Raw genomic sequence first — 21,603 nt, forward strand, 5'->3', positions numbered from 1 at the left:
GCGCGAGCGCGTGCACCCCTCCGCCGTGTTTCGGTGCAGAGCACGCAAAACAGGCCGCCGCACGCCAGATATCCTCCAAAAAAAGCGCTGGCATGCGGATTGCTTCTGCTCGCGTGCGCGGCCTTTCGCGCATGCCGGGGAAGTTAGTTGCGCTCCAGTCGATCACCCAGCCCGCCGGTCGAGCGCCGGATTCGCCAGGCGCATAGAGAATCTCTATGGAGCTTTCTGGAACAGTGCGCCCAGGCGTGGATCGCCGCGTCGCCTAATAAAAATGTCTGGGGGGTCAATATGAAGAATTTGCTGGCCGTGATGGCCGTGGCATGTATTGCGCAGGGTGCAGCGTACGCGGATGGAGTGGATCCGCTACGCAGCGCATTGGCGGCGACGAAGCCGATCGTGGATGCGCGGCTACGCATGGAAAACGTCGACCAGGAGCCGCTGCCGGAGGATGCCGAGGCGCTCACGTTGCGCGCGCGGCTCGGATTTGAAACCGGCAAGGCCTGGAATACCGCACTGCTGATCGAAGGCGAGGGCGTGGTTCCGATCCGGAACGACTATCGCCCCGACCCGGCGATTCCGACCATGACGACGTATCCGGTGGTGGCGGACGCCGAGGCGTACGAGATCAACCGCTTCCAGTTCGTGAACACGAGCCTGCCAGGGACGACGATCACGCTCGGCCGCCAGCGCATCCTGCTCGACGACCAGCGTTTCGTCGGCAATTCCGGCTGGCGGCAGAACGAGCAGACATTCGACGCGTTACGCGTGGTGAACAAGTCGGTGGCCAATCTCACGCTCGACGTGACGTACCTCGACCGCGTGAATCGCGTCAACGGTCCGGATTCGCCGCAGGGCGCATACAAAGGCGACAGCGCGCTGCTCAATGCAGCGTACCAGACCAAGGCGGGCAAGATCACCGCCTTCGGCTATCTACTGGACTTCGAGAACATCGTGGGCGTGCCGGCGGCGGTGCGTGATTCGACCTCGACGTACGGCCTGCGATTCGCGGGCGAACGGCCGGCGGGCAAGGTCAAGATCGGATACCTCGGCTCGTATGCGCAGCAGACCGACTACGCGGACAACCCGCTCGACTTCGATCTCGCCTACTGGACGGTCGAAGGCAACGTCACGTTCCGGCAGTTCGGCGTGGGCGTGGGGCAGGAAACGCTCGAAGGCAATGGCGTGAAAGGATTCACCACACCGCTCGCGTCGCTGCACAAGTTCCAGGGCTGGGCGGACAAGTTCACCGGCACGCCGCCGAATGGCATCGAAGACAAGTACGTCAATCTCAGCGCCACCTTCAAGGGCGTGTCGAAGCTCGACACGCTCGGGTTCGTCGTGAGCTATCACGACTTCGCCGCCGAACACATCTCGGCCGACTACGGCCACGAATGGGACGCCTCGATCGCCGCGAAGTACAAGCGCGCGAACCTGCTGCTCAAGTACGCCGACTACGCACAAGGCGTGCCCGGCGTCGCGCGCACCACCGACAAACTATGGGCGCAAGTGGAATTCATCTTGTAGCCAATCAAGCGGTGCCGGGGTGCAATTGTCGTAATTAGAAAGCGGGCACCATCGTCTAATTACGACAATTGCACCCCGGCACCACTCAACCAAGGGAGAGAAGTTAGATGTCATACCTGGCCCCGGCCGAGTTCGTCGTCAAAATGGTGGATGCTGGCGAGTCGAAGATCTTCATGGCGACGCGCGACACGCTGATCCGCGCCTACATGGCGGGCGCCATCCTCTGTCTCGCGGCGGCGTTTGCGGTCATGGTGAGCCAGCAGACGGGTTATCCCATCATTGGGGCAATCCTTTTCCCGGTGGGGTTCTGCATCCTCTACCTGCTCGGCTTCGACCTGGTCACCGGCGTATTCGTGCTGGCGCCGCTGGCGCTGTTCGACAAACGCCCGGGCGTGACGCTCGGCGGCGTGCTGCGCAACTGGGGGCTGGTGTTCTGCGGCAACTTCGCCGGCGCGTTCACCGTCGCGGTGCTGATGTCCATCACCTACACCTTCGCTTTTACCGAAGAGCCGAATGCCGTCGGCAAGGCCATCGCGCACATCGGCGAGGCGCGAACCCTGGGCTACAAGGAACACGGCGCGGCCGGCATGCTCACGCTTTTCATCCGCGGCATGTTGTGCAACTGGATGGTATCGACCGGCGTGGTCGGCGCGATGATCTCCACCTCCGTGAGCGGCAAGGTGATCGCGATGTGGATGCCGATCATGGTGTTCTTCGCGATGACCTTCGAGCACTCGGTGGTCAACATGTTCCTGTTCCCCTCGGGCATCCTGATGGGCGCGAACTTCAACTGGGCCGATTACTTCATCTGGAACGAAATCCCCACGCTGGTCGGCAATATCGTCGGTGGACTGTCGTTCACCGGACTCACGCTTTATTCGACGCACATCAAGACGGCGCCCAAACGGGCGTTTAAACTCGCCGCCTGACATTCGATGATTCCCCGGCCGCAGGTGCGGCCGGGGCGTCTCAACGCGGGTCGGTGTGCCTCGACAACTCAAAATCTCGCTCGGGCAACACTCCGACAAGGGCCGTAAGGAATCCAACCAGGATTTTCACGGCGTCTGCATTCCGCAGGAGCCGCAACTCACGGCGAAGGGCATCGCGATCGCGCTTGCCGACGGTATCAGCACGAGCAGCGTGAGCCAGGCCGCGAGCCAGGCGACGGTCAAGAGCCTGCTCGAGGACTACTACTGCACGTCGCACGCCTGGTCGGTGCGCAGGTCCGTGCAGCAGGTGCTGACCGCCATCAACTCCTGGCTGTGGGCGCAGACACGCCAGAGCCAGTTCCGTTATGAGATCGAGCACGGCTACGTCTGCACACTGAGCGCGCTGGTGCTCAAGTCCAACACCGCCTATCTGTTTCATGTCGGCGATTCGCGGATCTGCCGCGTGCGCGGCGAGACGCTCGAGCAGCTCACGCAGGATCATCGTGTCTGGGTGTCGCAGGAGCAAAGCCATCTGAGCCGCGCGTTCGGCATGCAGGGCGAGATCGACATCGACTACCAGGCGCTGCAGCTGGTAGTTGGGGACGTATTCTTCTGCGCCACCGATGGCGTCCATGAGTTCGTCGACGCGAGGTTCATCGCGCAGGCAATCACGGCGAATGCGCAGGACCTCGATGCGGCGGCGCGCGCCATCGTCGCGGAAGCGCTCGAACGCGGCAGCATCGACAACCTGACCGCGCAGATCGTGCGGATCGAGGAATTGCCCGACCAGAATGCCGACGAGATTCTGCGCAATCTGAGCCAGCTGCCTTTCCCGCCGCTGCTGGTACCGCGGGAGTTGTTCGACGGTTATCGCATCGTGCGCGAGATCCACGCCAGTGCGCGCAGTCATGTCTATCTTGCGTCGGATGACGACGCGCATCCGCCGGTGGTGATCAAGACGCTTTCCACGGAGCTGCAGCAGGATCCGGCGCAGGTCGACCGGTTTCTCATGGAGGACTGGATCGCGCGGCGTATCAACAACGCGCACGTGATGCGGCCGATCGAGGCCACGCGTCCGCGCAGCTTCATCTACACGGTGAGCGAGTACATCGACGGGCAGACCCTGTCGCAGTGGATGATCGACAACCCGAAGCCAGACCTCGAAACGGTGCGCGGCATCGTCGAGCAGATCGCAAAGGGCGTCACTGCATTTCACCGGCTCGAAATGCTGCACCAGGATCTGCGGCCCGCGAATGTCATGATCGACCGCAGCGGCACGGTGAAGATCGTGGATTTTGGTTCCACGCGGGTCGCCGGCATCGTGGAATCATCACGTGCCGCGGCGAACGCCCACTTGTTAGGCACCGCCCAGTACACCGCGCCGGAGTACTTCCTGGGCGAGCCGGGCACACCGGCTTCGGATCAGTTCTCGCTCGGCGTCATCGCGTACCAGATGTTGTCGGGTCGATTGCCGTACGGCGCGGAGGTGTCCCGTTCACGCACGCGGGCCGCCCAGCGGCGTCTCACGTACCGCTCGGTGCTCCATGACGAACGCGAGATCCCTGCGTGGATCGATGACGTGCTCAGGAAGGCCACACATCCGGATCCGCTCAAGCGCTACCAGGAGCTGTCGGAGTTCGTGCACGATCTGCGGCACCCGAGCGCGGCATATCTCACGCGTACGCGCCCGCCGCTGCTCGAACGCAATCCCGCAGCGTTCTGGAAGGGCGTGTCGCTGATCCTGGCGATCGTGATCGTGGTGCTGCTGGCGGGTGCCGGGTGAGGAAAGTGGGGAAAGCCGCTTTCCCCACTTTCCTCACCCGGCACCCGCGGGGCATATATATAGAGTGCGGTTTCACATAACTCATTGATCGGAAAGGCATTCGATTGGGACGGTGAATGGCCGGCCGGCTCCGATCCATCCAGCCGGAACTCGGGCTTGCGATGCAAAACGCCCCTGCCTATACTGCGCGCCCTTTCGCGGGGTCCCCAAGCGTCTGCTTTGTGGCCAAGCGATTGAATATCAGCGAAATCGGGCGAGGTTGGGCGGGCCTTCGGGCTCAAATCCAAGACCACTCGAGCTTCGCGGCCCTGTTCTGCGGCCGCGTCTCTCCAGTGTTCCCTCGTTCGACCTAGCTACACCGCGAGTGCCAATCGAAGCACTGGCAGGAACGAGAGGATAGTCATGAGCGTTGCTCTTATTGGCCGCAAGGCCGGCATGACCCGCATCTTCACCGATGCAGGCGAGACGGTTCCCGTAACCGTCATCGAAGTGCTGCCGAACCGCATCACTCAGGTGAAGTCCGTCGACAAGGACGGCTACCGCTCCATTCAGGTCAGCTACGGCAAGAAGCGCCCGCAGCTGCTGTCGAAGGCCGCCGCCGGTCATTACGCGAAAGCGAATGTCGAGCCGGGCCGCTCGCTGGTGGAATTCCGCCTGACGGACAAAGAGGGCACGGACCTCGCCGTCGGCAGTGAGCTCAAGGCCGGCATCTTCGAAGTCGGTGCTATTGTCGATGTCACCGGCACCACGATCGGCAAGGGCTTCGCGGGCACGATGAAGCGTCACAACTTCGCGGGCCACCATGCGTCACACGGTGTCTCCGTGTCGCACAGAACCCCGGGCTCGATCGGCCAGCGCCAGACGCCAGGCCGCGTGTTCCAGGGCAAGCGCATGTCGGGCCACATGGGTGTCATGCGCCGCACGATCGAGAATCTGAAAGTCGTCGAGATCGATGCCGAACGCAATCTGCTGCTGATCCGCGGCGCGGTCCCGGGCGCTGAAGGCGGCCAGGTCATCGTGCGTCCGTCGACCAAGGCTGCGCGCCAGAAGCTGCGCAAGAAGATCGCGCCGGCCAAGATCAACGCCGGCACGTCCAACAAGAAGTAATTGGCGGCACACATGGAACTCAAAGTCATCAATGGTGGCGCCGCGTTGAAGGTTTCCGAGGAGACCTTCGGCAAGGAATTCAACCAGGCGCTGGTGCACCAGGTAGTCACGGCCTATCGCAACGGCGGTCGCGCGGGCACGAAGGCCCAGCTGACCAAGGCCGAAGTGCGTGGCGGTGGTCGCAAGCCGCGTCCGCAGAAGGGTGGCGGCACGTCGCGCGCCGGCTCGATCCGCTCGCCCATCTGGGTCGGCGGTGGCCGTGCATTCGCCGCGAAGCCGCGCGATTTCGCGCAGAAAGTGAACAAGAAGATGTATCGCGGCGCGATCCAGTCGATGCTGTCGGAGCTCGTCCGCCAGGATCGTCTGATCGTCACGCAGGCGTTCACGGTCAATGAGCCGAAGACGAAGCTGGTCGCCGCGGAGCTCAAGAAGCTCGGCCTCGCGAAAGTGCTGATCATCGTCGAAGGCATCGACGAGAAGCTGTTCATGGCCGCGCGCAACCTCATGCACGTGCAGGTGCTGCCGGTGTCGCTGCTCAATCCGTTGTCGCTGGTGAGCTACGACAAGGTGTTGATCACCGTTCCTGCCGTGAAGCTCATCGAGGAGAAACTGCAGTGAGCCCCGCCAAGAAAGCCGCCCCGAAGGCGGAAGCCAAGACCGACGCCAGGACAGAAATCAAAGCCGTCGACGAAGTGAAGGTCGCCGGCGAGAAGAAAGCCGCCAAGAAGGCGAAAGTGAAGGCGGTGGTCGCCGAGCGCAAGACGAGCCAGGAAAAGCTCATCAACGTGCTGCTCGCCCCGCACATCACCGAGAAGACCTCGCTCGCGATGCAGAACAACAATTCCTACGCGTTCCGCGTGCGCCGCGATTCGACCAAGCCGGACATCAAGGCCGCGGTCGAGCTCATGTTCGGCGTGAAGGTCGCGAAAGTGAATCTGGTCAACGAGATTGGCAAGACGCGTCGGTTCGGCAAGACCCTGGGCCGCACGCAGGACCTCAAGAAGGCCTATGTTCGCCTGGCCCCGGGCCAGACGATCGACTACGAAGCCAAGCTCAAAGCCTGACGGAAGGTAGATAGACATGCCAGTCATCAAGATGAAACCGACGTCGCCGGGCACGCGCTTCGTCGTCAAGCTCGACAAGTCGCACCTGCACAAGGGCGGCCCGTACGAGCCGCTGACGAAACCGAAGCAGAGCCACTCGGGCCGCAACAACGTCGGCCGGATCACCACGCGCCACCAGGGCAGCGGGCATTCGCACAAATACCGTGTCATCGATTTCCGTCGCGACAAGGACGGCATCAAGGGCGTGGTCGAGCGCATCGAGCACGATCCGAACCGCACCAGCCACATCGCGCTGATCAAGTACTCCGATGGCGAGCGCCGTTACATCCTCGCCACCAAGGGCATGGCCCCCGGCGACGAAATCCGCTCGGGTGCCGATTCGCCGATCAAGGCCGGCAACGCCATGCAGCTGCGCCACATCCCGGTCGGCTCGATCGTGCACAACATCGAACTCAAGCCCGGCAAGGGCGGCCAGATGGCGCGCAGCGCCGGCAACTCGGCCAGCTTCACCGCGCGCGAAGGCATCTACGCCACGCTGCGCCTGAAGTCGGGCGAGAGCCGCAAGGTGCACGTCGACTGCCGCGCCACGATCGGCGAAGTGTCGAACGACGAACACAACCTCAAGGTGTACGGCAAGGCCGGCGCGAAGCGCTGGCTCGGCATCCGCCCGACCGTTCGCGGCCAGGCGATGAACCCGGTCGATCACCCGCACGGTGGTGGTGAAGGTAAATCCGGACAGGGCAACCCGCACCCGGTCAGCCCGTGGGGCCAGAACGCCAAGGGTCTCAAGACGCGCCGCAATAAACGCACGACCAACATGATCGTGCAGCGTCGCCAGAATCGAATTCGTTAAGAGGATCTGACATGCCTCGTTCACTGAAAAAAGGTCCGTTCGTCGATCTGCACCTTCTGAAGAAGGTGGAGACCGCCGCTGCCAAGAGCGACCGCAAACCGATCAAGACCTGGTCGCGCCGCTCGATGGTCATTCCCGACATGGTGGGTCTCACGATCGCCGTGCATAACGGCCGCCAGCACATTCCGGTGCTGATCACCGAGAACATGGTCGGTCACAAGCTGGGTGAGTTCTCGCCGACGCGCACCTTCAAGGCGCACTCGGGCGACAAGAAAGTCGAGGCCTCCGCTTAGTCGCGGTAGATAGATCATGCAAGCAACCGCAAAGCTCAAGTACGCGCGCATCTCGCCGCAGAAGGTCCGGCTCGTGGCCGACACCGTGCGCGGGTCGGACGTGTCCAAGGCGCTCAACATCCTGAAGTTCATGCCGAAGAAAGGCGCGGACCTCGTCTACAAGGTGTTGTGGTCGGCCGTGGAAAACGCGCAGAACAACCAGGGCGCCGACGTCGATGACCTCAAGGTCACGCTGATCCACGTCGACGCCGCCCCGGTGCTCAAGCGCTTCGGCGCGCGCGCCAAGGGCCGCGGCACGCGCATCGTCAAACGCAACAGTCACATCACCGTCGCCGTCGGCGATGGCAAGAAGGACGAGTAAGTCATGGGTCAAAAGGTAAATCCGGTTGCCATTCGCTTAGGCATCACCCGTGACTGGGTGTCCAAGTGGTACGCCAACAAGAAGCAGTTCCCGATCCAAGTGCACACGGATTTCCGCGTGCGCCAGTTCCTCAAGACCAAGCTCGCCGACGCCTCCGTCAGCCGCATCCTCATCGATCGCGCGGCCAAGCGCGTCAACATCACGATCCAGACCGCGCGTCCGGGCATCGTGATCGGCAAGAAGGGTGAGGACATCGAGAAGCTGCGCGCCGAGACGGCCAAGATGCTCAAGCTGCCGCCGACCGACGTGCGCCTGAACATCGCCGAGATCAGAAAGCCCGAGCTCGATGCGCAGCTGGTCGCCGACGGCATCGCGCAGCAGATCGAGAAGCGCGTGATGTTCCGCCGCGCCATGAAGCGCGCCGTGATGAGCACGATGCGTTCCGGTGCCCTGGGCGTCAAAGTGCGCCTCTCGGGCCGCCTCAACGGTTCGGAAATCGCGCGTACGGAATGGGCCCGTGAAGGCCGCGTGCCGCTGCATACCTTCCGTGCCGACATCGACTACGGCCTGGGCGAAGCCCGCACTACCTACGGCGTCATCGGCGTCAAGGTGTGGATCTTCAAGGGCGAAGTGTTCGACAAGGCCGAGCTCGCGCAACAGGCGGAGAACGTCGAAGCCGCGCAGGCTGCGCAGGGCGCCGCCGCGAATGCGGCAGCTGCTGCTGCCGCCGCGCCGACGACGCCGGCTGCCTAACTAAGGTCCCATATTTATGTCCATGCTCCAGCCCAAGCGCACCAAGTACCGCAAGCAGTTCAAGGGAAAGAACACCGGCTTCGCCCAGCGCGGCAGCAAGGTGTCCTTCGGTGAATTCGGCTTGAAGGCGACCAGCCGCGCCCGCATGACGGCGCGCGAGATCGAAGCCGCGCGCCGCGCCATGACCCGCTACGTCAAACGCGGCGGCCAGGTGTGGAACCGCGTGTTCCCCGACGTGCCGGTCAGCAAGAAGCCCCTCGAAGTCCGCATGGGCTCGGGCAAGGGCAACGTCGAGTACTGGGTGGCCAAGGTGCTGCCCGGCAAGGTTCTGTTCGAGATCGAAGGTGTCGATGAAGCCACGGCGCGCGAAGCGTTCCGCCTGGCCGGCGCCAAGCTCTCGGTGTCCACCATGTTCGTGAAACGGCAGGTGCGTTGATGAGCGCCAAAGATTTACGCGGCAAGGCCGCGGGCGAATTGCAGTCGGAACTGATCAAGCTGCGCCGCGAGCAGTTCAGCCTGCGCATGCAGTCGGCGAGCGGTCAGACCGTGAAGTCCTCGGACTTCAGCAAGGTCAAGAAGAACATCGCGCGCGTGAAGACGGTGATGAACGAGAAGCCGAAGGCTGCGGCCGGAGCGAAGAAATGAGCGCCACTGAAACAAGCAACGTCGAAGACAAGAAGCCGAGCCGCGCGCTCGTGGGCATCGTCGTCAGCAGCAAGATGGATAAGACCATCGCTGTCGAGATCGAGCGCCTGATCAAGCACCCGCGTTACGGCAAGTTCATCCGCCGCACCACGAAGCTGCTGGCGCACGACGAGAACAGCGAAGCCTCCGAAGGCGACACCGTCTCGATCGTTCCGTGCCGTCCGCTGTCGCGCCGCAAGTCGTACAAGCTGGTCTCGGTCGTCGAGAAAGCGAGCGCCTAATGATCCAGTTACAAACCATGCTCAATGCCGCCGACAACAGCGGCGCCCGCACACTGATGTGCATCAAGGTGCTCGGCGGCACGCGCCGTCGTTATGCGCAGGTCGGCGACGTCATCAAGGTTTCCATCAAGGACGCGATCCCGCGCGGCAAGGTCAAGAAGGGCGAGGTGTACGACGCCGTCGTCGTGCGCACCAAGCGTGGCGTGCGCCGCGCCGATGGCTCGCTGCTCAAGTTCGACACCAACGCGGCGGTGCTCCTGACCAACAAGCTCGAGCCGGTCGGCACGCGCATCTTCGGACCCGTCACGCGCGAGCTGCGCACCGAGCGGTTCATGAAGATCGTGTCGCTCGCTCCCGAGGTGCTGTGACATGAACAAGATTCGCAAGGGTGACACCGTCGTCGTGTTGTCGGGCAAGGACAAGGGCCGTCAGGGCACCGTGCTGGACGTCGACGGCGAGAAGGTCACGGTCGAGAACATCAACAAGGCGAAGAAACACCAGAAGCCGAACCCGCAGCGCAATGTCGCGGCCGCCATCGTCGACAAGGCGATGCCGCTGCACATTTCGAAGGTGGCGATCTGGAACGTCGGCGCCAAGAAGGCCGATCGCGTCGGTATCAAGCAGCTGAACGACGGCAAACGCGTGCGTTTCTTCAAGTCCAACGGCGAAGTGATCGACGCCTGAGCGTCGATATCATCGTAAGGAATAGTTAGTAATGGCCAGGTTGAAAGATTTCTACAAAGAGACGGTGGTGCCCAAGCTCACCAAGGAACTCGGCGTGAAGAACGCCATGCAGGTTCCGAAGCTCACCAAGATCACGGTGAACATGGGCGTGGGCGAGGCAGTGGCCGACCGCAAGGTCATGGACGCCGCGGTCGCCGACCTCACCAAGATCACGGGCCAGAAGCCCAAGCTGTGCATGTCGAAGAAGTCGATCGCGTCCTTCAAGGTGCGCGAGAACCTCGCGATCGGCACCATGGTGACGCTGCGCGGCGAGCGCATGTGGGAGTTCTTCGATCGTCTCGTGACGATCGCGATTCCCCGCATCCGTGACTTCCGCGGCATCAACCCGCGCTCGTTCGACGGCCGCGGCAACTTCAGCCTCGGCATCAAGGAACAGATCATTTTCCCGGAAATCCAGTACGACCAGATCGATCAGCTCCGGGGAATGGACATCACGATTACCACGACGGCGAAGGACAACAAGCAGGGCAAAGCCCTGCTCGACGCCTTCAATTTCCCGTTCCGCAAGTAAGGAACCACAGGGTATGGCCAAGACAAACATGGTCGAGCGCGAGAAGCGTCGCGCCAAGATCGTGAAGAAATACGCGGCGAAGCGCGCTCAGTTGAAAGAGCTCATTCGCAGCCCCCGTTCTTCCCCCGAGGTGCGTGCCGACGCGCAGGCGAAGCTGCAGAAGCTGCCGCGCGACGCGAGCCCGAGCCGCGGCCGCAACCGTTGCGCGATTACCGGCCGCTCCCGCGGCGTGTATCGCCGCTTCGGCCTTGCGCGAGTGAAGGTCCGTGAAGCGGTTTCGCGCGGCGAGTTGCCGGGCGTTTCCAAGGCGAGCTGGTAGGAGCGAATGGCATGAGCATGACTGATCCCATTGCCGACCTCCTGACCCGCATCCGCAACGCGCAGCTGGCGCGCAAGCCGGACGTGTCGGTGTCGTCGTCGAAACTGAAGACGGCCCTGGTCAAGGTGTTGAAGGACGAAGGCTATGTCGGCGACTTCCACACCGCGAGCGAAGGCGTCAAACAGACCCTGACGATCGAGCTGAAGTACTACGAAGGCCGCCCCGTGATCGACCGCCTCGAGCGTGTCTCGCGTCCCGGCCTGCGCATTTACCGCAGCAAGAGCGAACTGCCGAAGATCCAGGGTGGTCTCGGAACCGCCATCGTCAGCACGCCGAAGGGCGTGATGACGGACAAACAGGCGCGGGCCATCGGTCAGGGCGGCGAAGTGCTCTGCATCGTCGCCTAACTAGAGAAGAAGCATATGAGTCGAGTTGCAAAACGACCCGTCGATCTGCCCCAGGGCGTCACCGCCACCGTGGCGGCGAACCTGGTCAAGGTGAAGGGCGCCAAGGGCGAGCTGTCGCTGACCGTCGCCGACGGCGTGACCGTCGAGACCCAGGACAAGAAGCTGCAGATCGGCTTCGCGTCGCCCGACAGCCGCGTTACCGCGGGTGCCACGCGCGCGCTCATCGCCAACATGGTGACGGGTGTGTCGAAGGGCTACGAGCGCAAGCTCGAGCTGGTCGGCGTCGGTTATCGCGCCGCCGTGCAGGGCAAGGTGCTGGGCCTCACGCTCGGCTTCTCGCACGCCGTCAATTTCCCGATTCCGGATGGCATCTCGATGGAGACGCCGACGCAGACCGAAATCATCATCAAGGGCATCGACCGCCAGAAGATCGGTCAGGTGTGCGCGAAGATCCGCGCCATTCGCCCGCCGGAGCCTTACAAGGGCAAGGGCGTGCGTTATGCCGGCGAGCAGATCACCCTGAAGGAGGGCAAGAAGAAGTAATTCTTCGGCACTCATATGCAGATCACCAAGAAAGAACGGCGTCAGCGCCGAGCCATCAAGACCCGCATGAAGATCCGCGAGCTGGGCGTTGCCCGTCTCACGATTCATCGGACCCCGCAGCACATCTACGCGCAGGTGTTCGACTCCTCGGGCGCCAAGGTGCTGGCCACAGCGTCCACGCTGCAGGAAAAAGTCGCCAAGGGCCTCAAGGGCACCGGCAACGTCGATGCCGCCAAGGCCGTGGGCACCGCGATCGCGGAGGCCGCGAAGGCCGCCGGCGTCACCAAGGTCGCCTTCGATCGCGCGGGCTTCATGTATCACGGCCGCGTCAAAGCGCTGGCCGATGCCGCGCGTGAAGCCGGCTTAGAGTTTTAACAGGACCTAACAACATGGCACGACCGGATAACAAGAACCAGGCGCAGGACGAGTTCCTCGAGAAGCTGGTTGCAGTCAATCGCACGGCCAAGGTGGTCAAGGGCGGACGTCAGTTCGGCTTTACCGCATTGACCGTGGTCGGTGACGGCGCAGGCCGCGTGGGCTTCGGGTTCGGCAAGGCGCGCGAAGTGCCGGTCGCGATCTCGAAGGCCATGGCGCAGGCGCGCAAGAACATGGTCAACGTGGCGCTCAAGAACGACACGCTGCACTTTGCGATTAAGGGCAGCCACGGCGCGACGCACGTGTACATGCAGCCCGCATCCGACGGTACCGGCGTCATCGCCGGCGGCGGCATGCGCGCGGTGCTGGAATGCGCCGGCGTGCGCAACGTGCTCGCCAAGAGTTACGGCTCGCGCAACCCGATCAACGTCGTGCGCGCCACCGTCATGGCGCTGGCGAACGTGAATTCGCCCGAGCAGATCGCCGCCAAGCGTGGCAAGTCGCTCGACGAAATCCTGGCCTGAGCGCGGTAGAGAGGCACCATGGCTACTAAACAGATCAACGTCACGCTCAAGAAAAGCCTGGCCGGTCAGCTGAAGAACATCCAGGCGTCGGTACGTGGCCTGGGTCTTCGCCGTCCGCACCAGACGGTGCAGGTCACGGACACGCCGCAGAACCGCGGCATGATCTACGTGGCTTCGCACCTTTTGAAGGTATCGGAGTAATTCCATGACGATGCGACTCAACGACATGAAACCCGCCCACGGCGCCCGCAAGACGCGCCTGCGGGTTGGACGCGGCGCTTCCGCCGGCCAGGGCAAGACCTGCGGCCGTGGCGTGAAGGGCCAGCGCGCCCGCAAGGGCGGCTACCACAAGGTCGGCTTCGAAGGCGGCCAGATGCCCATTCAGCGCCGGATGCCGAAAGTCGGGTTCCGCTCGAAGATGGAAATGGCTGAAGTGCGGCTCGACGAGTTGGCCAAGCTCGACGGCACCGTCGTCGATATCGAAGCCTTGAAGAAGGCCAACATCATCCCGACATTCGCCGATCGCGCGAAGGTCGTGCTGTCGGGCGAGATCACGAAGGCGTACTCGCTCAAGGGCATCGGCGCCACCAAGGGCGCCAAGGAAGCCATCGAGAAGGCTGGCGGTTCGGTCGAGGCTCTGCCGGAGCCGCCGAAGCCCAGCAAGCTCAAGGCCAAGAAGCAGGCCTAAGGAAACAAGGCAAAGCATCCAGTGGCAGACAACTCAGTCTCAAATCCGGGATCGATCATCGGCGACGCGGCGCGTTTCGGCGACGTACGCACGCGGCTGCTGTTCCTGATCGGCGGACTGATCGTCTATCGCATCGGCACGTACATTCCCGTGCCCGGCATCGACCCCGAACGTGTGGCCGGATTCTTCCGCGACAACGCCGAGACCATTTTCGGCATCGTCAACATGTTCTCGGGCGGTGCGCTCGAGCGCCTGTCCATCTTCACCATGGGCGTGATGCCCTACATCTCCGCCTCGATCATCGTGCAGATGATGGCCATGGTGGTGCCGCAGTGGATGGAGTACCGCAAGGAAGGCGAGTCCGGCCGGCGCAAGCTGACCGAGATCACCCGTTACGGCACGCTGGGCCTGGCGCTGTTCCAGTCGTTCGTCACCGCGAGCGGCCTGCAGCAGCAGGGCATGGTGATCGCGCCGGGGCCGCAGTTCCTGTTCACCGCGGTCATCACGATGACCACGGGCGCGATGTTCCTCATGTGGCTCGGCGAGCAGATCACCGAGCGCGGCGTCGGCAACGGCATTTCGATGATCATCCTGGGCGGCATCGTGGCCGGCTTTCCGGGCGCCATCGGCCGCACCGTCGAACAGATCAACGACGGCACGATGTCGGGCCTGCTGGCGATCGTGTTGATCATCGTGGTGCTCGGAGTCACGGCCTTCTGCGTGTTCGTCGAACGCGCGCAGCGCCGCATCCCGGTGGATTACGCCAAGCGCCAGGTCGGCCGCCGCATGTACGCGGGTCAGACCACGCATTTGCCGTTCAAGCTCAACATGTCGGGCGTGATCCCGCCGATCTTTGCCTCGTCGCTGCTGCTGTTTCCGGCCACGATTGCCGGCTTTGCGGGCCAGAACACCAACACCTGGTGGGGCAATGCGCTCGCCACGTTCTCCGCCACGCTCGGCTACGGCCAGCCGGCGCACATCGCGGCCTATGCCGTGCTGATCATCTTCTTCTGCTTCTTCTATACGGCGCTGGTGTTCAACGCGCGCGAGACGGCCGACAACCTCAAGAAGTCGGGCGCCTTCATTCGCGGCATCCGCCCCGGTCAGCAGACCGGCGACTACATCGACAAGGTGCTGACGCGGCTCACCCTCTGGGGCGCCGTCTACATCACCGCGGTGTGTCTGTTGCCCGAGCTGCTGGTGGTCAAGGGTGGTGTGCCCTTCGTGTTCGGCGGCACTTCGCTGCTGATCGTCGTCGTGGTCGCCATGGATTTCTTCTCGCAGCTTCAGGCGCACCTGATGTCGCATCACTACCCGCAGCTGTTGAAGAAAGCGAATCTCATGGGTTACGGCCGCTCGGGCGCGCCTCAGTAAGTAAGGAAAGAGATCATGAAAGTACGTCCCTCGGTCAAAAAGATCTGCAAGAACTGCAAGGTCGTGCGCCGTCGTGGCGTTGTGTACGTCATCTGTGCCGACCCGCGCCATAAACAGCGCCAGGGTTGAGAGCAGAGAACTCCGGATTTAGCAGGAAAAGCACATGGCACGTATTGCTGGCGTAAACATCCCGATGAACAAACACGTGGTGATCGGGCTCACCCACATCTTCGGTGTGGGCCGCTCACGCGCGAAGGACATCTGCGCATCGACCGGAATCGCTCCGACGACCAAGGTGAAAGATCTCACCGAAGTCGAAGTGAACGCGATCCGTTCGGCGCTCGCGAAGACCGCGGTCGAAGGCGACCTGCGCCGCGAGAATTCCATGAACATCAAGCGGCTGATGGATCTCGGCGCGTATCGCGGCATCCGTCATCGCAAGGGCCTTCCGGTCCGTGGACAGCGCACGCGCACCAATGCGCGCACGCGCAAGGGCCCGCGCAAGCAGGCAGTGAAGTTGAACGCTCCTCCGGGCAAGGTTTAAGAGGTTAGTTAGATGGCTGACGATAAAAAAGCTGACGCAGGCGTTGCCAACAACGCCCAGACCGGTGGCCCGAAAAAGCCGAAGAAGGCACGCAAGAACGTGCTCGACGGCATTGCGCACGTGCACGCGTCGTTCAACAACACGATCATCACGATCACCGATCGCCAGGGAAACACGCTTTCCTGGGCGACCTCGGGCGGTTGTGGCTTCCGCGGTTCGCGCAAGTCCACGCCGTTCGCAGCCCAGGTGGCCGCTGAAAAGGCCGGCAACGCAGCGCAGGAACACGGCGTGAAGAACGTCGAAGTCCGCGTCGGCGGCCCCGGCCCCGGTCGTGAATCCGCGGTGCGTGCCCTGAACGCCTGCGGCTTGAAGATCACCAGCATTTCCGACATCACGCCGATTCCGCATAACGGCTGCCGCCCGCCCAAAAAGCGTCGCGTTTAAGCAGGACAACTACAGATGGCAAAGTACACCGGTCCCAAGTGCAAACTCTCGCGTCGCGAGGGCACGGATCTCTTCCTGAAGAGCGGCGTGAAGCCCCTCGAGAGCAAGTGCAAGTTCCAGGTGCCGCCGGGCGGCATCAAGGGCGAGCGCAAGCAGCGTCTGTCCGATTACGGCCTGCAGCTGCGTGAAAAACAGAAATTGCGCCGCATGTACGGGGTCCTGGAACGCCAGTTCTCCAATTACTACGTCGAAGCGGCCCGCCGCACCGGCTCCTCGGGTGAAAACCTGCTGAAGCTGCTCGAGTGCCGCCTCGACAACGTCGTGTACCGCATGGGCTTCGCCTCGACGCGCTCGGAAGCGCGCCAGCTGGTGTCGCACAAGTCGATCCAGGTGAACGATGGCGTGGTCACGATCGCCTCGTACCAGTGCAAGGCCGGTGACGTGATCACCGTGCGCGAGAAGGCCAAGAAGCAGCTGCGCATCCAGGGCGCGATGCAGATCGCGACGCAGGTGGGTCTGCCCGACTGGGTGGACGTGAACGGCACGGAATTCCGTGGCGTGTTCAAGTCGGTGCCGGGCCGGGACGAGATCCTGCCGGACATCAACGAGAACCTGGTCGTCGAGCTTTACAGCAAGTAAGAAGTTTTAGTTTGGTCCGCTCCATTTGGAGCGGGCTGGTGCGTTAGCCCGCGTTGCCGCGGGGAAGGTGAATCGAATGCAAGGTTCAGTCAGCGAGTTTCTCAAGCCCCGAGTCGTCAAGGTGCAGCCCACGGCCCCGCGCCAGGCGCGCGTCGTCATCGAGCCGTTCGAGCGTGGCTTCGGCCATACCCTCGGCAACGCGCTGCGTCGTGTATTGCTGTCGTCCATGCCGGGCGCGGCGATCACGGAAGTCGAGATCGAAGGCGTGCTCCATGAGTACACCTCCATCGAAGGCGTGCAGGAAGACGTCGTCGACATCCTGCTCAACCTGAAGCAAGTTGCTCTCAAGATGCACACGCGCGACAGCGCCGAGCTGCGCCTGTCGAAGAAGGGCCCGGGCCCGGTGACGGCCGGCGACATCCACACGGACCATGACATCGAAGTCGTGAACCCGGAGCTGGTGCTCGCCAACCTCACGAAGGCCGGCGAACTGACGATGACGCTGCGCGTCGAGCGTGGCCGTGGCTACCGCCCGGCTGCCAACCGCGCCGCGTTCGAAGAGCAGAGTCGTCCGATCGGCCGCCTGCAGCTCGATGCCTCGTTCTCGCCCGTGCGTCGCGTGACGTACATGGTCGATGCCGCGCGCGTCGAACAGCGTACCGACCTGGACAAGCTCGTGATCGACATCGAGACCAACGGCACGATCGACGCGGAAGAAGCCATCCGTCGCGCCGGCGGCATCCTCAAGGATCAGCTGAGCGTGTTCGTGGATCTGCAGGGCGAGGAAGAAGCCTCGACCAAGGTCTCCGAGATGCAGTTCGATCCGTTGCTGCTGCGTCCGGTCGACGAGCTCGAGCTCACCGTCCGTTCGGCCAACTGCTTGAAGGCCGAGAACATCCATTACATCGGCGATCTCGTGCAGCGCACGGAAGTCGAGCTGCTGCGCACCCCGAACCTCGGCAAGAAATCGCTGACCGAGATCAAGGAAGTGCTGCAGAGCCACGGCCTCATGCTCGGCATGCGTCTCGATGGCTGGCCGCCGGCCGGTCTCAAGCACGATGCCGACCGCGGCATGATCTGAGTCGATCGACAATAGTTAGGAACAAGCTTCATGCGTCATCATCTTTCCGGCCGCCAGCTCTCGCGTAATGCACCGCATCGTCATGCGTTGCTGCGCAGCCTGTCGGTGTCGTTGCTGCGTTTCGAGACCATCCGCACCACGGTGCCGAAGGCCAAGGAACTGCGTCGGGTGGTCGAGCCGTTGATCACACTCGGCAAGGAAGACAGCGAGCCGAATCGCCGTCTCGCGTTCGCGCGCCTGCGCGATTCCGAGATCGTGACCAAGCTGTTCGAGACCATCGGCCCGCGCTTCAAGGCGCGTCCGGGTGGCTACACGCGCATCCTGCACATGGCTCCCCGTCCGGGCGACAACGCCCCGATGGCGCTGATGCAGCTGGTGGAGCGTTCGGCCCCTGAAGCCGTCGATGCCGCGCCCGAAGACAAGAAGGCGAAGAAGGCCGACAAGCCGAAGGTCGAGGCCGTCAGCAAGGACGACAAGAAGGCGAAGGCCGAAGCCAAGAAAGTGCGCGAGAAGGCCGCCAAGGCCGTGAAGGCGGAGAAGACGGCGAAGGCCGCTGCCGCCAAGTCTGCCAAGAAGGCCGCGGCGCCGAAGAAGAAAACTGCTGCCAAGAAGAAAAAGAAGTCGTCGAAGTAAACAAAAAGGGGACAGATCTATTTTCCCCGAAACAGGCGCCGCAAGGCGCCTGTTTTGTTATGGGGAACGGATTCTTCGGGCCATGTAGCTAGCGCTTCTTTCGGGGCCGCCCGCGCATTCGATTTGATACGCGCATTCCGAATTTCCGATCGACTGCCTCGACAAAGTCCTCCTCGCCGGTCAGTTGGTTCCGTTGAACAGACCCGCGAATCATTTGTAGTTCACTGTCATCGACCGGCGCGGCCGCCAATTTCTTATACAGTTCATGACGACGCTCGGGCGTGGCAGCCAGGGCGAACAGCACAGGATCGATATCGAGAAAGGCGCAGCTTGTCAGCCCCGCACGCGCGCGATAACTCGACCACCGATATTCCTGTGGCCGGGACACGAGCTTCGCGCGCACCGGGTTCTGATCCACATATCGACAGCAGGCGAGCAGGTAACGATCCGAATCGATAGGGCTGCATTTGAAGCGGCTTTCCCACAACGAACCGCTCCACGCATTGCGCGAATTCAATCGACGCGAGTGTCGCCCAGCTGCGCGCTTCATCAATGTGCTGATGTTCGTCGCATCGTCTCCAGGGTCGACGACGAGATGAACGTGGTTGCTCATCAGGCAGTACGCATAGATCTTGAGTTGCAGCGCTGCGCGACATTCGGCCAATGTGCCGAGATAGTCATTGCGATCGACGTCGTTGAAGAACACCGCATTCCGACGGTGACCTCGCTGGACGATGTGATGCGGAAGATTGGCTACCGCAATGCGGGATTTTCTCGGCATCCTTGCCTCCTTGGAAGTACGCGGATAGCGTAGGACTCCCGGGGACGAGGGTCGGCAGGCGAATCGCCTGCATATCTAGAAAAATAGATCTGTCCCCTTTTTCAGGAGTCCGCCATGAGTCTCGGGAAGGAATTCAAAGAATTTGCCATGAAGGGCAGCGTCGTCGACCTGGCCATCGGCGTGATCATCGGCGCGGCGTTCGGCAAGATCGTGTCATCGCTGGTCGAGGACATCATCATGCCGCCGCTCGGCAAGGTCATTGGCGGCGTGAATTTCTCGGATCTCGCGGTCAGTCTCGGAGCGGACCCGACCGGCAAGGAAGTGCTGTGGAAATACGGCAATTTCCTGCAGATCAGCTTCCAGTTCCTGATCGTCGCGTTCGTGCTGTTCATGCTGATCCGCACGATCAACAAGCTCAAGAAGCCCGACCCCGCCGCGCCGCCGCCACCGCCGGCGAAGCAGGAAGTGCTGTTGACGGAAATCCGCGACCTGCTCGCCAAGAAGCAGTGATCCCAAGAGTGAATCGATAAACGATGGCCGTGATTCGTTACATCTGGATGTTCCGGATCGCGGCCGTCGTCTTCCTGGTGTTGGGTTTGTCCTGGTTGTGGCGCTTCGGTCTGACCGACTATCGACCGGACCAACGGCTCTACGGGCTGGCGCTCGGCCTGCTGGCGTTCCTCACCGGTGTGTTCCTGTTGCGGCGCGCGAAAGCCGCGATCGCCATTTCAGCACTGGCGGCGGTGGTCGTCGCCGTGAGCGCCATGTTGTTCGTACCGAGCGCGAGCGGCCCGGGAATCCTGTTTCTCATCGGGCTCGCGGTTGCCGGCGGCCTGTACGCGGCGCTGTCGTTTCGCGTGTTGTTCGGCCCACGCAGCTGAACGCGCTCAGGCGCTCGCGAACGCCTGCCGCGTGAGATTTTCCGGGGTGCCGGCGCGCGCCACGACGTTGTCTTCGATGCGCACGCCGCCAAACGGCTTGAGCTGCGCAACGCGATTCCAGTCGATCATCTTGCCGATCGGCTTCGCTTTCGCTTCGTTCAGCAACTGGTCGATGAAGTAGAACCCGGGCTCCACCGTCACCACGAATCCGTCTTCGAGCTTGCGCGTCAGCCGCAGGAACGGATGGTTGTAAGGGCGATCGATCTGCTGGCCATCGGGGCTGGCCTGCTGGCCGCCCACGTCGTGTACCTGCAGCCCTAACAAGTGTCCGATGCCGTGCGGGTAGAACACCGACGTGAGTGCATTGTCGACGGCTTCATCGGCGCTCACCGTGATGACTCCGGCCTCGCCGAGGAATTCGCTGATCGCACGGTACGAGGCCTGGTGAAAATCGCGCCAGTCGACTCCCACGCGCGCCTGCGCGCAGAGTTTCAGCTGCAGTTCGTCGAATCGCGCGATGAGCGCGGCGAATTCCGCGTCGTGATGCGAGTGGGTGCGCGTGATGTCGGAGGAGTAGCCGCCGAATTCCGCGCCGGCATCGATCAGCAATGAATGCAGTTTGGCCGGCTTCTCGCGTTGCTGGTTCTGGTAGTGCAGCACCGCGCCGCCTTCGTTGAGCGCGATGATCGGGTTGTAAGGCAGTTCGCATTCGCGCTGGCTGCAGGCGGCCATGAAGGCCAGCGCAATCTCGAATTCGCTCGCGCCGGCGCGAAACGCGCGTTCCGCGGCGGCGTGGCCACGCGCGCCGAGCCGGTTCGCCTCGCGCAGGCAGGCGATTTCGTACGCCGACTTGCTCGCACGCCCGAAGTCGAGCTGCGCGATGAGGTGCTCCGGATTGATGCCCTTCACGCCCCAGCCCACGAGCTCGGAGAAGGGCGCGCCGATGAACGCGGTACGCGACAAATCCTCCGGCAACGCGGCGCGCGCGGCGGCGCGATCGGCGCAGCTCACGATGTCGAACGCGTCCGTCCAGTATGAGTCGGGCAGTTCGGGCGATTTGTGCCAGTAGTCGACCGGCTGGTGGATCAGCAGCAGCGGCTTCTTGCCCGGCGTGAAATGGACGAACGAATCGGGCGCGTCGGTGAGCGGCGCCCAGACCTTGAACGGCGCCTGCACGCGAAAAGGCAGGTGATGGTCGTCCAGGAACAGCAAGGGCGGGGTGCCGGAGTGAACCAGCAGCGTGTCAAATCCGGTCGATTCGAGCGCCGAACCGCTGCGTTTCTTCACTCGCTGGATGTGGTCGGCAAAGAGCGCGGCCCAGGAGTCCGTATTTTGTCTGGTAGCTGGCGAATTCATGGCTCGATTCTATGCGTGCCGACTCGTCGCAACGTATTGATGCGACGCAACAAATCGACCGATTTCGGGGTCGGCCGCTCTTCGAACGACTGAACCTGCGCCGCGGCGCGCGCAATGACGCCGGCGAGCTGTCGCCATCAACGGACAAAAATTGCACTTGTTTCAA

Annotated in this window: 33 protein-coding genes and 1 pseudogene; 32 read left to right on the top strand and 2 right to left on the bottom strand. The window is 62.8% G+C overall.

Annotation, left to right across the window (positions count from 1 at the left end; all coding sequences use genetic code 11):
* Positions 1-288: 288 nt before the first annotated feature.
* The 30 genes and pseudogenes from WDO72_14855 (at position 289) to rplQ (ending at position 18,203) form a co-directional block, all read left to right on the top strand.
* Positions 289-1,524, top strand: coding sequence for an alginate export family protein (locus WDO72_14855; protein MEJ0086955.1), 1,236 nt, complete (start codon positions 289-291; stop codon positions 1,522-1,524).
* Positions 1,525-1,631: 107 nt separating this feature from the next.
* Positions 1,632-2,453 carry a formate/nitrite transporter family protein gene (locus WDO72_14860; protein ID MEJ0086956.1) on the top strand — a complete coding sequence of 274 codons (822 nt, stop codon included), beginning with the start codon at positions 1,632-1,634 and terminating at the stop codon, positions 2,451-2,453.
* Positions 2,454-2,508: 55 nt separating this feature from the next.
* On the top strand, positions 2,509-4,236 hold the full coding sequence (locus WDO72_14865; GenBank protein MEJ0086957.1) for a bifunctional protein-serine/threonine kinase/phosphatase: 1,728 nt from the start codon (positions 2,509-2,511) through the stop codon (positions 4,234-4,236).
* Between the two features lie 402 nt (positions 4,237-4,638).
* Complete coding sequence (gene rplC / locus WDO72_14870; GenBank protein ID MEJ0086958.1) at positions 4,639-5,343, top strand: 50S ribosomal protein L3; 705 nt, start codon at positions 4,639-4,641, stop codon at positions 5,341-5,343.
* A 12-nt stretch (positions 5,344-5,355) separates the two neighbouring features.
* Positions 5,356-5,961 (top strand): 50S ribosomal protein L4, encoded by a 606-nt coding sequence (rplD, locus tag WDO72_14875; GenBank protein MEJ0086959.1) that lies wholly within the window; start codon positions 5,356-5,358, stop codon positions 5,959-5,961.
* Between the two features lie 125 nt (positions 5,962-6,086).
* Positions 6,087-6,407: a 50S ribosomal protein L23 gene (gene rplW, locus WDO72_14880; GenBank protein MEJ0086960.1), complete on the top strand. Its 321-nt coding sequence runs from the start codon at positions 6,087-6,089 to the stop codon at positions 6,405-6,407.
* A gap of 16 nt (positions 6,408-6,423) precedes the next feature.
* Positions 6,424-7,260 carry a 50S ribosomal protein L2 gene (gene rplB / locus WDO72_14885; protein MEJ0086961.1) on the top strand — a complete coding sequence of 279 codons (837 nt, stop codon included), beginning with the start codon at positions 6,424-6,426 and terminating at the stop codon, positions 7,258-7,260.
* An 11-nt stretch (positions 7,261-7,271) separates the two neighbouring features.
* On the top strand, positions 7,272-7,553 hold the full coding sequence (rpsS, locus tag WDO72_14890) for a 30S ribosomal protein S19 (protein MEJ0086962.1): 282 nt from the start codon (positions 7,272-7,274) through the stop codon (positions 7,551-7,553).
* A 16-nt stretch (positions 7,554-7,569) separates the two neighbouring features.
* On the top strand, positions 7,570-7,914 hold the full coding sequence (gene rplV, locus WDO72_14895) for a 50S ribosomal protein L22 (GenBank protein ID MEJ0086963.1): 345 nt from the start codon (positions 7,570-7,572) through the stop codon (positions 7,912-7,914).
* A gap of 3 nt (positions 7,915-7,917) precedes the next feature.
* Positions 7,918-8,667 carry a 30S ribosomal protein S3 gene (gene rpsC / locus WDO72_14900; protein ID MEJ0086964.1) on the top strand — a complete coding sequence of 250 codons (750 nt, stop codon included), beginning with the start codon at positions 7,918-7,920 and terminating at the stop codon, positions 8,665-8,667.
* 22 nt (positions 8,668-8,689) lie between these two features.
* A complete protein-coding gene (gene rplP, locus WDO72_14905; protein MEJ0086965.1) occupies positions 8,690-9,103 on the top strand; it encodes a 50S ribosomal protein L16 in 414 nt (137 codons plus the stop codon).
* Complete coding sequence (rpmC, locus tag WDO72_14910; protein MEJ0086966.1) at positions 9,103-9,312, top strand: 50S ribosomal protein L29; 210 nt, start codon at positions 9,103-9,105, stop codon at positions 9,310-9,312. The genes rplP and rpmC overlap by 1 nt, the downstream gene beginning before the upstream one ends.
* Positions 9,309-9,593 carry a 30S ribosomal protein S17 gene (rpsQ, locus tag WDO72_14915; protein MEJ0086967.1) on the top strand — a complete coding sequence of 95 codons (285 nt, stop codon included), beginning with the start codon at positions 9,309-9,311 and terminating at the stop codon, positions 9,591-9,593. The genes rpmC and rpsQ overlap by 4 nt, the downstream gene beginning before the upstream one ends.
* Complete coding sequence (gene rplN, locus WDO72_14920) at positions 9,593-9,961, top strand: 50S ribosomal protein L14 (protein ID MEJ0086968.1); 369 nt, start codon at positions 9,593-9,595, stop codon at positions 9,959-9,961. Before rpsQ ends, rplN begins: the two co-directional genes overlap by 1 nt.
* 1 nt (position 9,962) lies before the next feature.
* The gene (gene rplX, locus WDO72_14925; protein ID MEJ0086969.1) at positions 9,963-10,277 is read left to right on the top strand and encodes a 50S ribosomal protein L24; all 315 of its coding nucleotides are present in this window, start codon (positions 9,963-9,965) and stop codon (positions 10,275-10,277) included.
* Positions 10,278-10,308: 31 nt separating this feature from the next.
* Positions 10,309-10,848, top strand: a complete 540-nt coding sequence (gene rplE / locus WDO72_14930; protein ID MEJ0086970.1) for a 50S ribosomal protein L5 — start codon at positions 10,309-10,311, stop codon at positions 10,846-10,848.
* 13 nt (positions 10,849-10,861) lie between these two features.
* Positions 10,862-11,167, top strand: a complete 306-nt coding sequence (gene rpsN, locus WDO72_14935; GenBank protein ID MEJ0086971.1) for a 30S ribosomal protein S14 — start codon at positions 10,862-10,864, stop codon at positions 11,165-11,167.
* Positions 11,168-11,178: 11 nt separating this feature from the next.
* Positions 11,179-11,574, top strand: coding sequence for a 30S ribosomal protein S8 (rpsH, locus tag WDO72_14940; protein MEJ0086972.1), 396 nt, complete (start codon positions 11,179-11,181; stop codon positions 11,572-11,574).
* A 15-nt stretch (positions 11,575-11,589) separates the two neighbouring features.
* Positions 11,590-12,117, top strand: a complete 528-nt coding sequence (rplF, locus tag WDO72_14945; protein MEJ0086973.1) for a 50S ribosomal protein L6 — start codon at positions 11,590-11,592, stop codon at positions 12,115-12,117.
* 15 nt (positions 12,118-12,132) lie between these two features.
* The gene (gene rplR / locus WDO72_14950) at positions 12,133-12,492 is read left to right on the top strand and encodes a 50S ribosomal protein L18 (GenBank protein ID MEJ0086974.1); all 360 of its coding nucleotides are present in this window, start codon (positions 12,133-12,135) and stop codon (positions 12,490-12,492) included.
* A gap of 14 nt (positions 12,493-12,506) precedes the next feature.
* Positions 12,507-13,016, top strand: coding sequence for a 30S ribosomal protein S5 (rpsE, locus tag WDO72_14955; GenBank protein MEJ0086975.1), 510 nt, complete (start codon positions 12,507-12,509; stop codon positions 13,014-13,016).
* Positions 13,017-13,034: 18 nt separating this feature from the next.
* On the top strand, positions 13,035-13,217 hold the full coding sequence (gene rpmD, locus WDO72_14960; GenBank protein ID MEJ0086976.1) for a 50S ribosomal protein L30: 183 nt from the start codon (positions 13,035-13,037) through the stop codon (positions 13,215-13,217).
* 10 nt (positions 13,218-13,227) lie between these two features.
* Positions 13,228-13,704 carry a 50S ribosomal protein L15 gene (gene rplO, locus WDO72_14965; protein ID MEJ0086977.1) on the top strand — a complete coding sequence of 159 codons (477 nt, stop codon included), beginning with the start codon at positions 13,228-13,230 and terminating at the stop codon, positions 13,702-13,704.
* Between the two features lie 21 nt (positions 13,705-13,725).
* On the top strand, positions 13,726-15,078 hold the full coding sequence (secY, locus tag WDO72_14970) for a preprotein translocase subunit SecY (GenBank protein ID MEJ0086978.1): 1,353 nt from the start codon (positions 13,726-13,728) through the stop codon (positions 15,076-15,078).
* A 15-nt stretch (positions 15,079-15,093) separates the two neighbouring features.
* Entirely contained in the window at positions 15,094-15,207 is a 114-nt protein-coding gene (gene rpmJ / locus WDO72_14975; GenBank protein MEJ0086979.1) for a 50S ribosomal protein L36, read from the top strand.
* Between the two features lie 34 nt (positions 15,208-15,241).
* Complete coding sequence (gene rpsM, locus WDO72_14980; protein ID MEJ0086980.1) at positions 15,242-15,622, top strand: 30S ribosomal protein S13; 381 nt, start codon at positions 15,242-15,244, stop codon at positions 15,620-15,622.
* Between the two features lie 12 nt (positions 15,623-15,634).
* Positions 15,635-16,066, top strand: coding sequence for a 30S ribosomal protein S11 (gene rpsK / locus WDO72_14985; GenBank protein MEJ0086981.1), 432 nt, complete (start codon positions 15,635-15,637; stop codon positions 16,064-16,066).
* A gap of 15 nt (positions 16,067-16,081) precedes the next feature.
* On the top strand, positions 16,082-16,705 hold the full coding sequence (gene rpsD / locus WDO72_14990; GenBank protein MEJ0086982.1) for a 30S ribosomal protein S4: 624 nt from the start codon (positions 16,082-16,084) through the stop codon (positions 16,703-16,705).
* 76 nt (positions 16,706-16,781) lie between these two features.
* Positions 16,782-17,786, top strand: a complete 1,005-nt coding sequence (rpoA, locus tag WDO72_14995; protein MEJ0086983.1) for a DNA-directed RNA polymerase subunit alpha — start codon at positions 16,782-16,784, stop codon at positions 17,784-17,786.
* A 30-nt stretch (positions 17,787-17,816) separates the two neighbouring features.
* A pseudogene (gene rplQ / locus WDO72_15000) lies at positions 17,817-18,203 on the top strand (50S ribosomal protein L17).
* Positions 18,204-18,507: 304 nt separating this feature from the next.
* Here the strand turns inward: rplQ and WDO72_15005 are convergent.
* Complete coding sequence (locus WDO72_15005; protein MEJ0086984.1) at positions 18,508-19,200, bottom strand: transposase; 693 nt, start codon at positions 19,198-19,200, stop codon at positions 18,508-18,510.
* Positions 19,201-19,314: 114 nt separating this feature from the next.
* On the opposite strand from WDO72_15005, the gene mscL reads away from it, so the two are divergent.
* Both mscL and WDO72_15015 read left to right on the top strand, forming a co-directional pair.
* Positions 19,315-19,710 (top strand): large-conductance mechanosensitive channel protein MscL, encoded by a 396-nt coding sequence (mscL, locus tag WDO72_15010; protein ID MEJ0086985.1) that lies wholly within the window; start codon positions 19,315-19,317, stop codon positions 19,708-19,710.
* 23 nt (positions 19,711-19,733) lie between these two features.
* The gene (locus WDO72_15015; protein MEJ0086986.1) at positions 19,734-20,081 is read left to right on the top strand and encodes a hypothetical protein; all 348 of its coding nucleotides are present in this window, start codon (positions 19,734-19,736) and stop codon (positions 20,079-20,081) included.
* A 6-nt stretch (positions 20,082-20,087) separates the two neighbouring features.
* Here WDO72_15015 and pepQ read toward each other — a convergent pair whose 3' ends face one another.
* Positions 20,088-21,437, bottom strand: coding sequence for a Xaa-Pro dipeptidase (gene pepQ, locus WDO72_15020; protein MEJ0086987.1), 1,350 nt, complete (start codon positions 21,435-21,437; stop codon positions 20,088-20,090).
* Between the last annotated feature and the right edge of the window lie 166 nt (positions 21,438-21,603).

The organism is Pseudomonadota bacterium (assembly GCA_037200975.1).
Taxonomy (GTDB): domain Bacteria; phylum Pseudomonadota; class Gammaproteobacteria; order Steroidobacterales; family Steroidobacteraceae; genus CADEED01.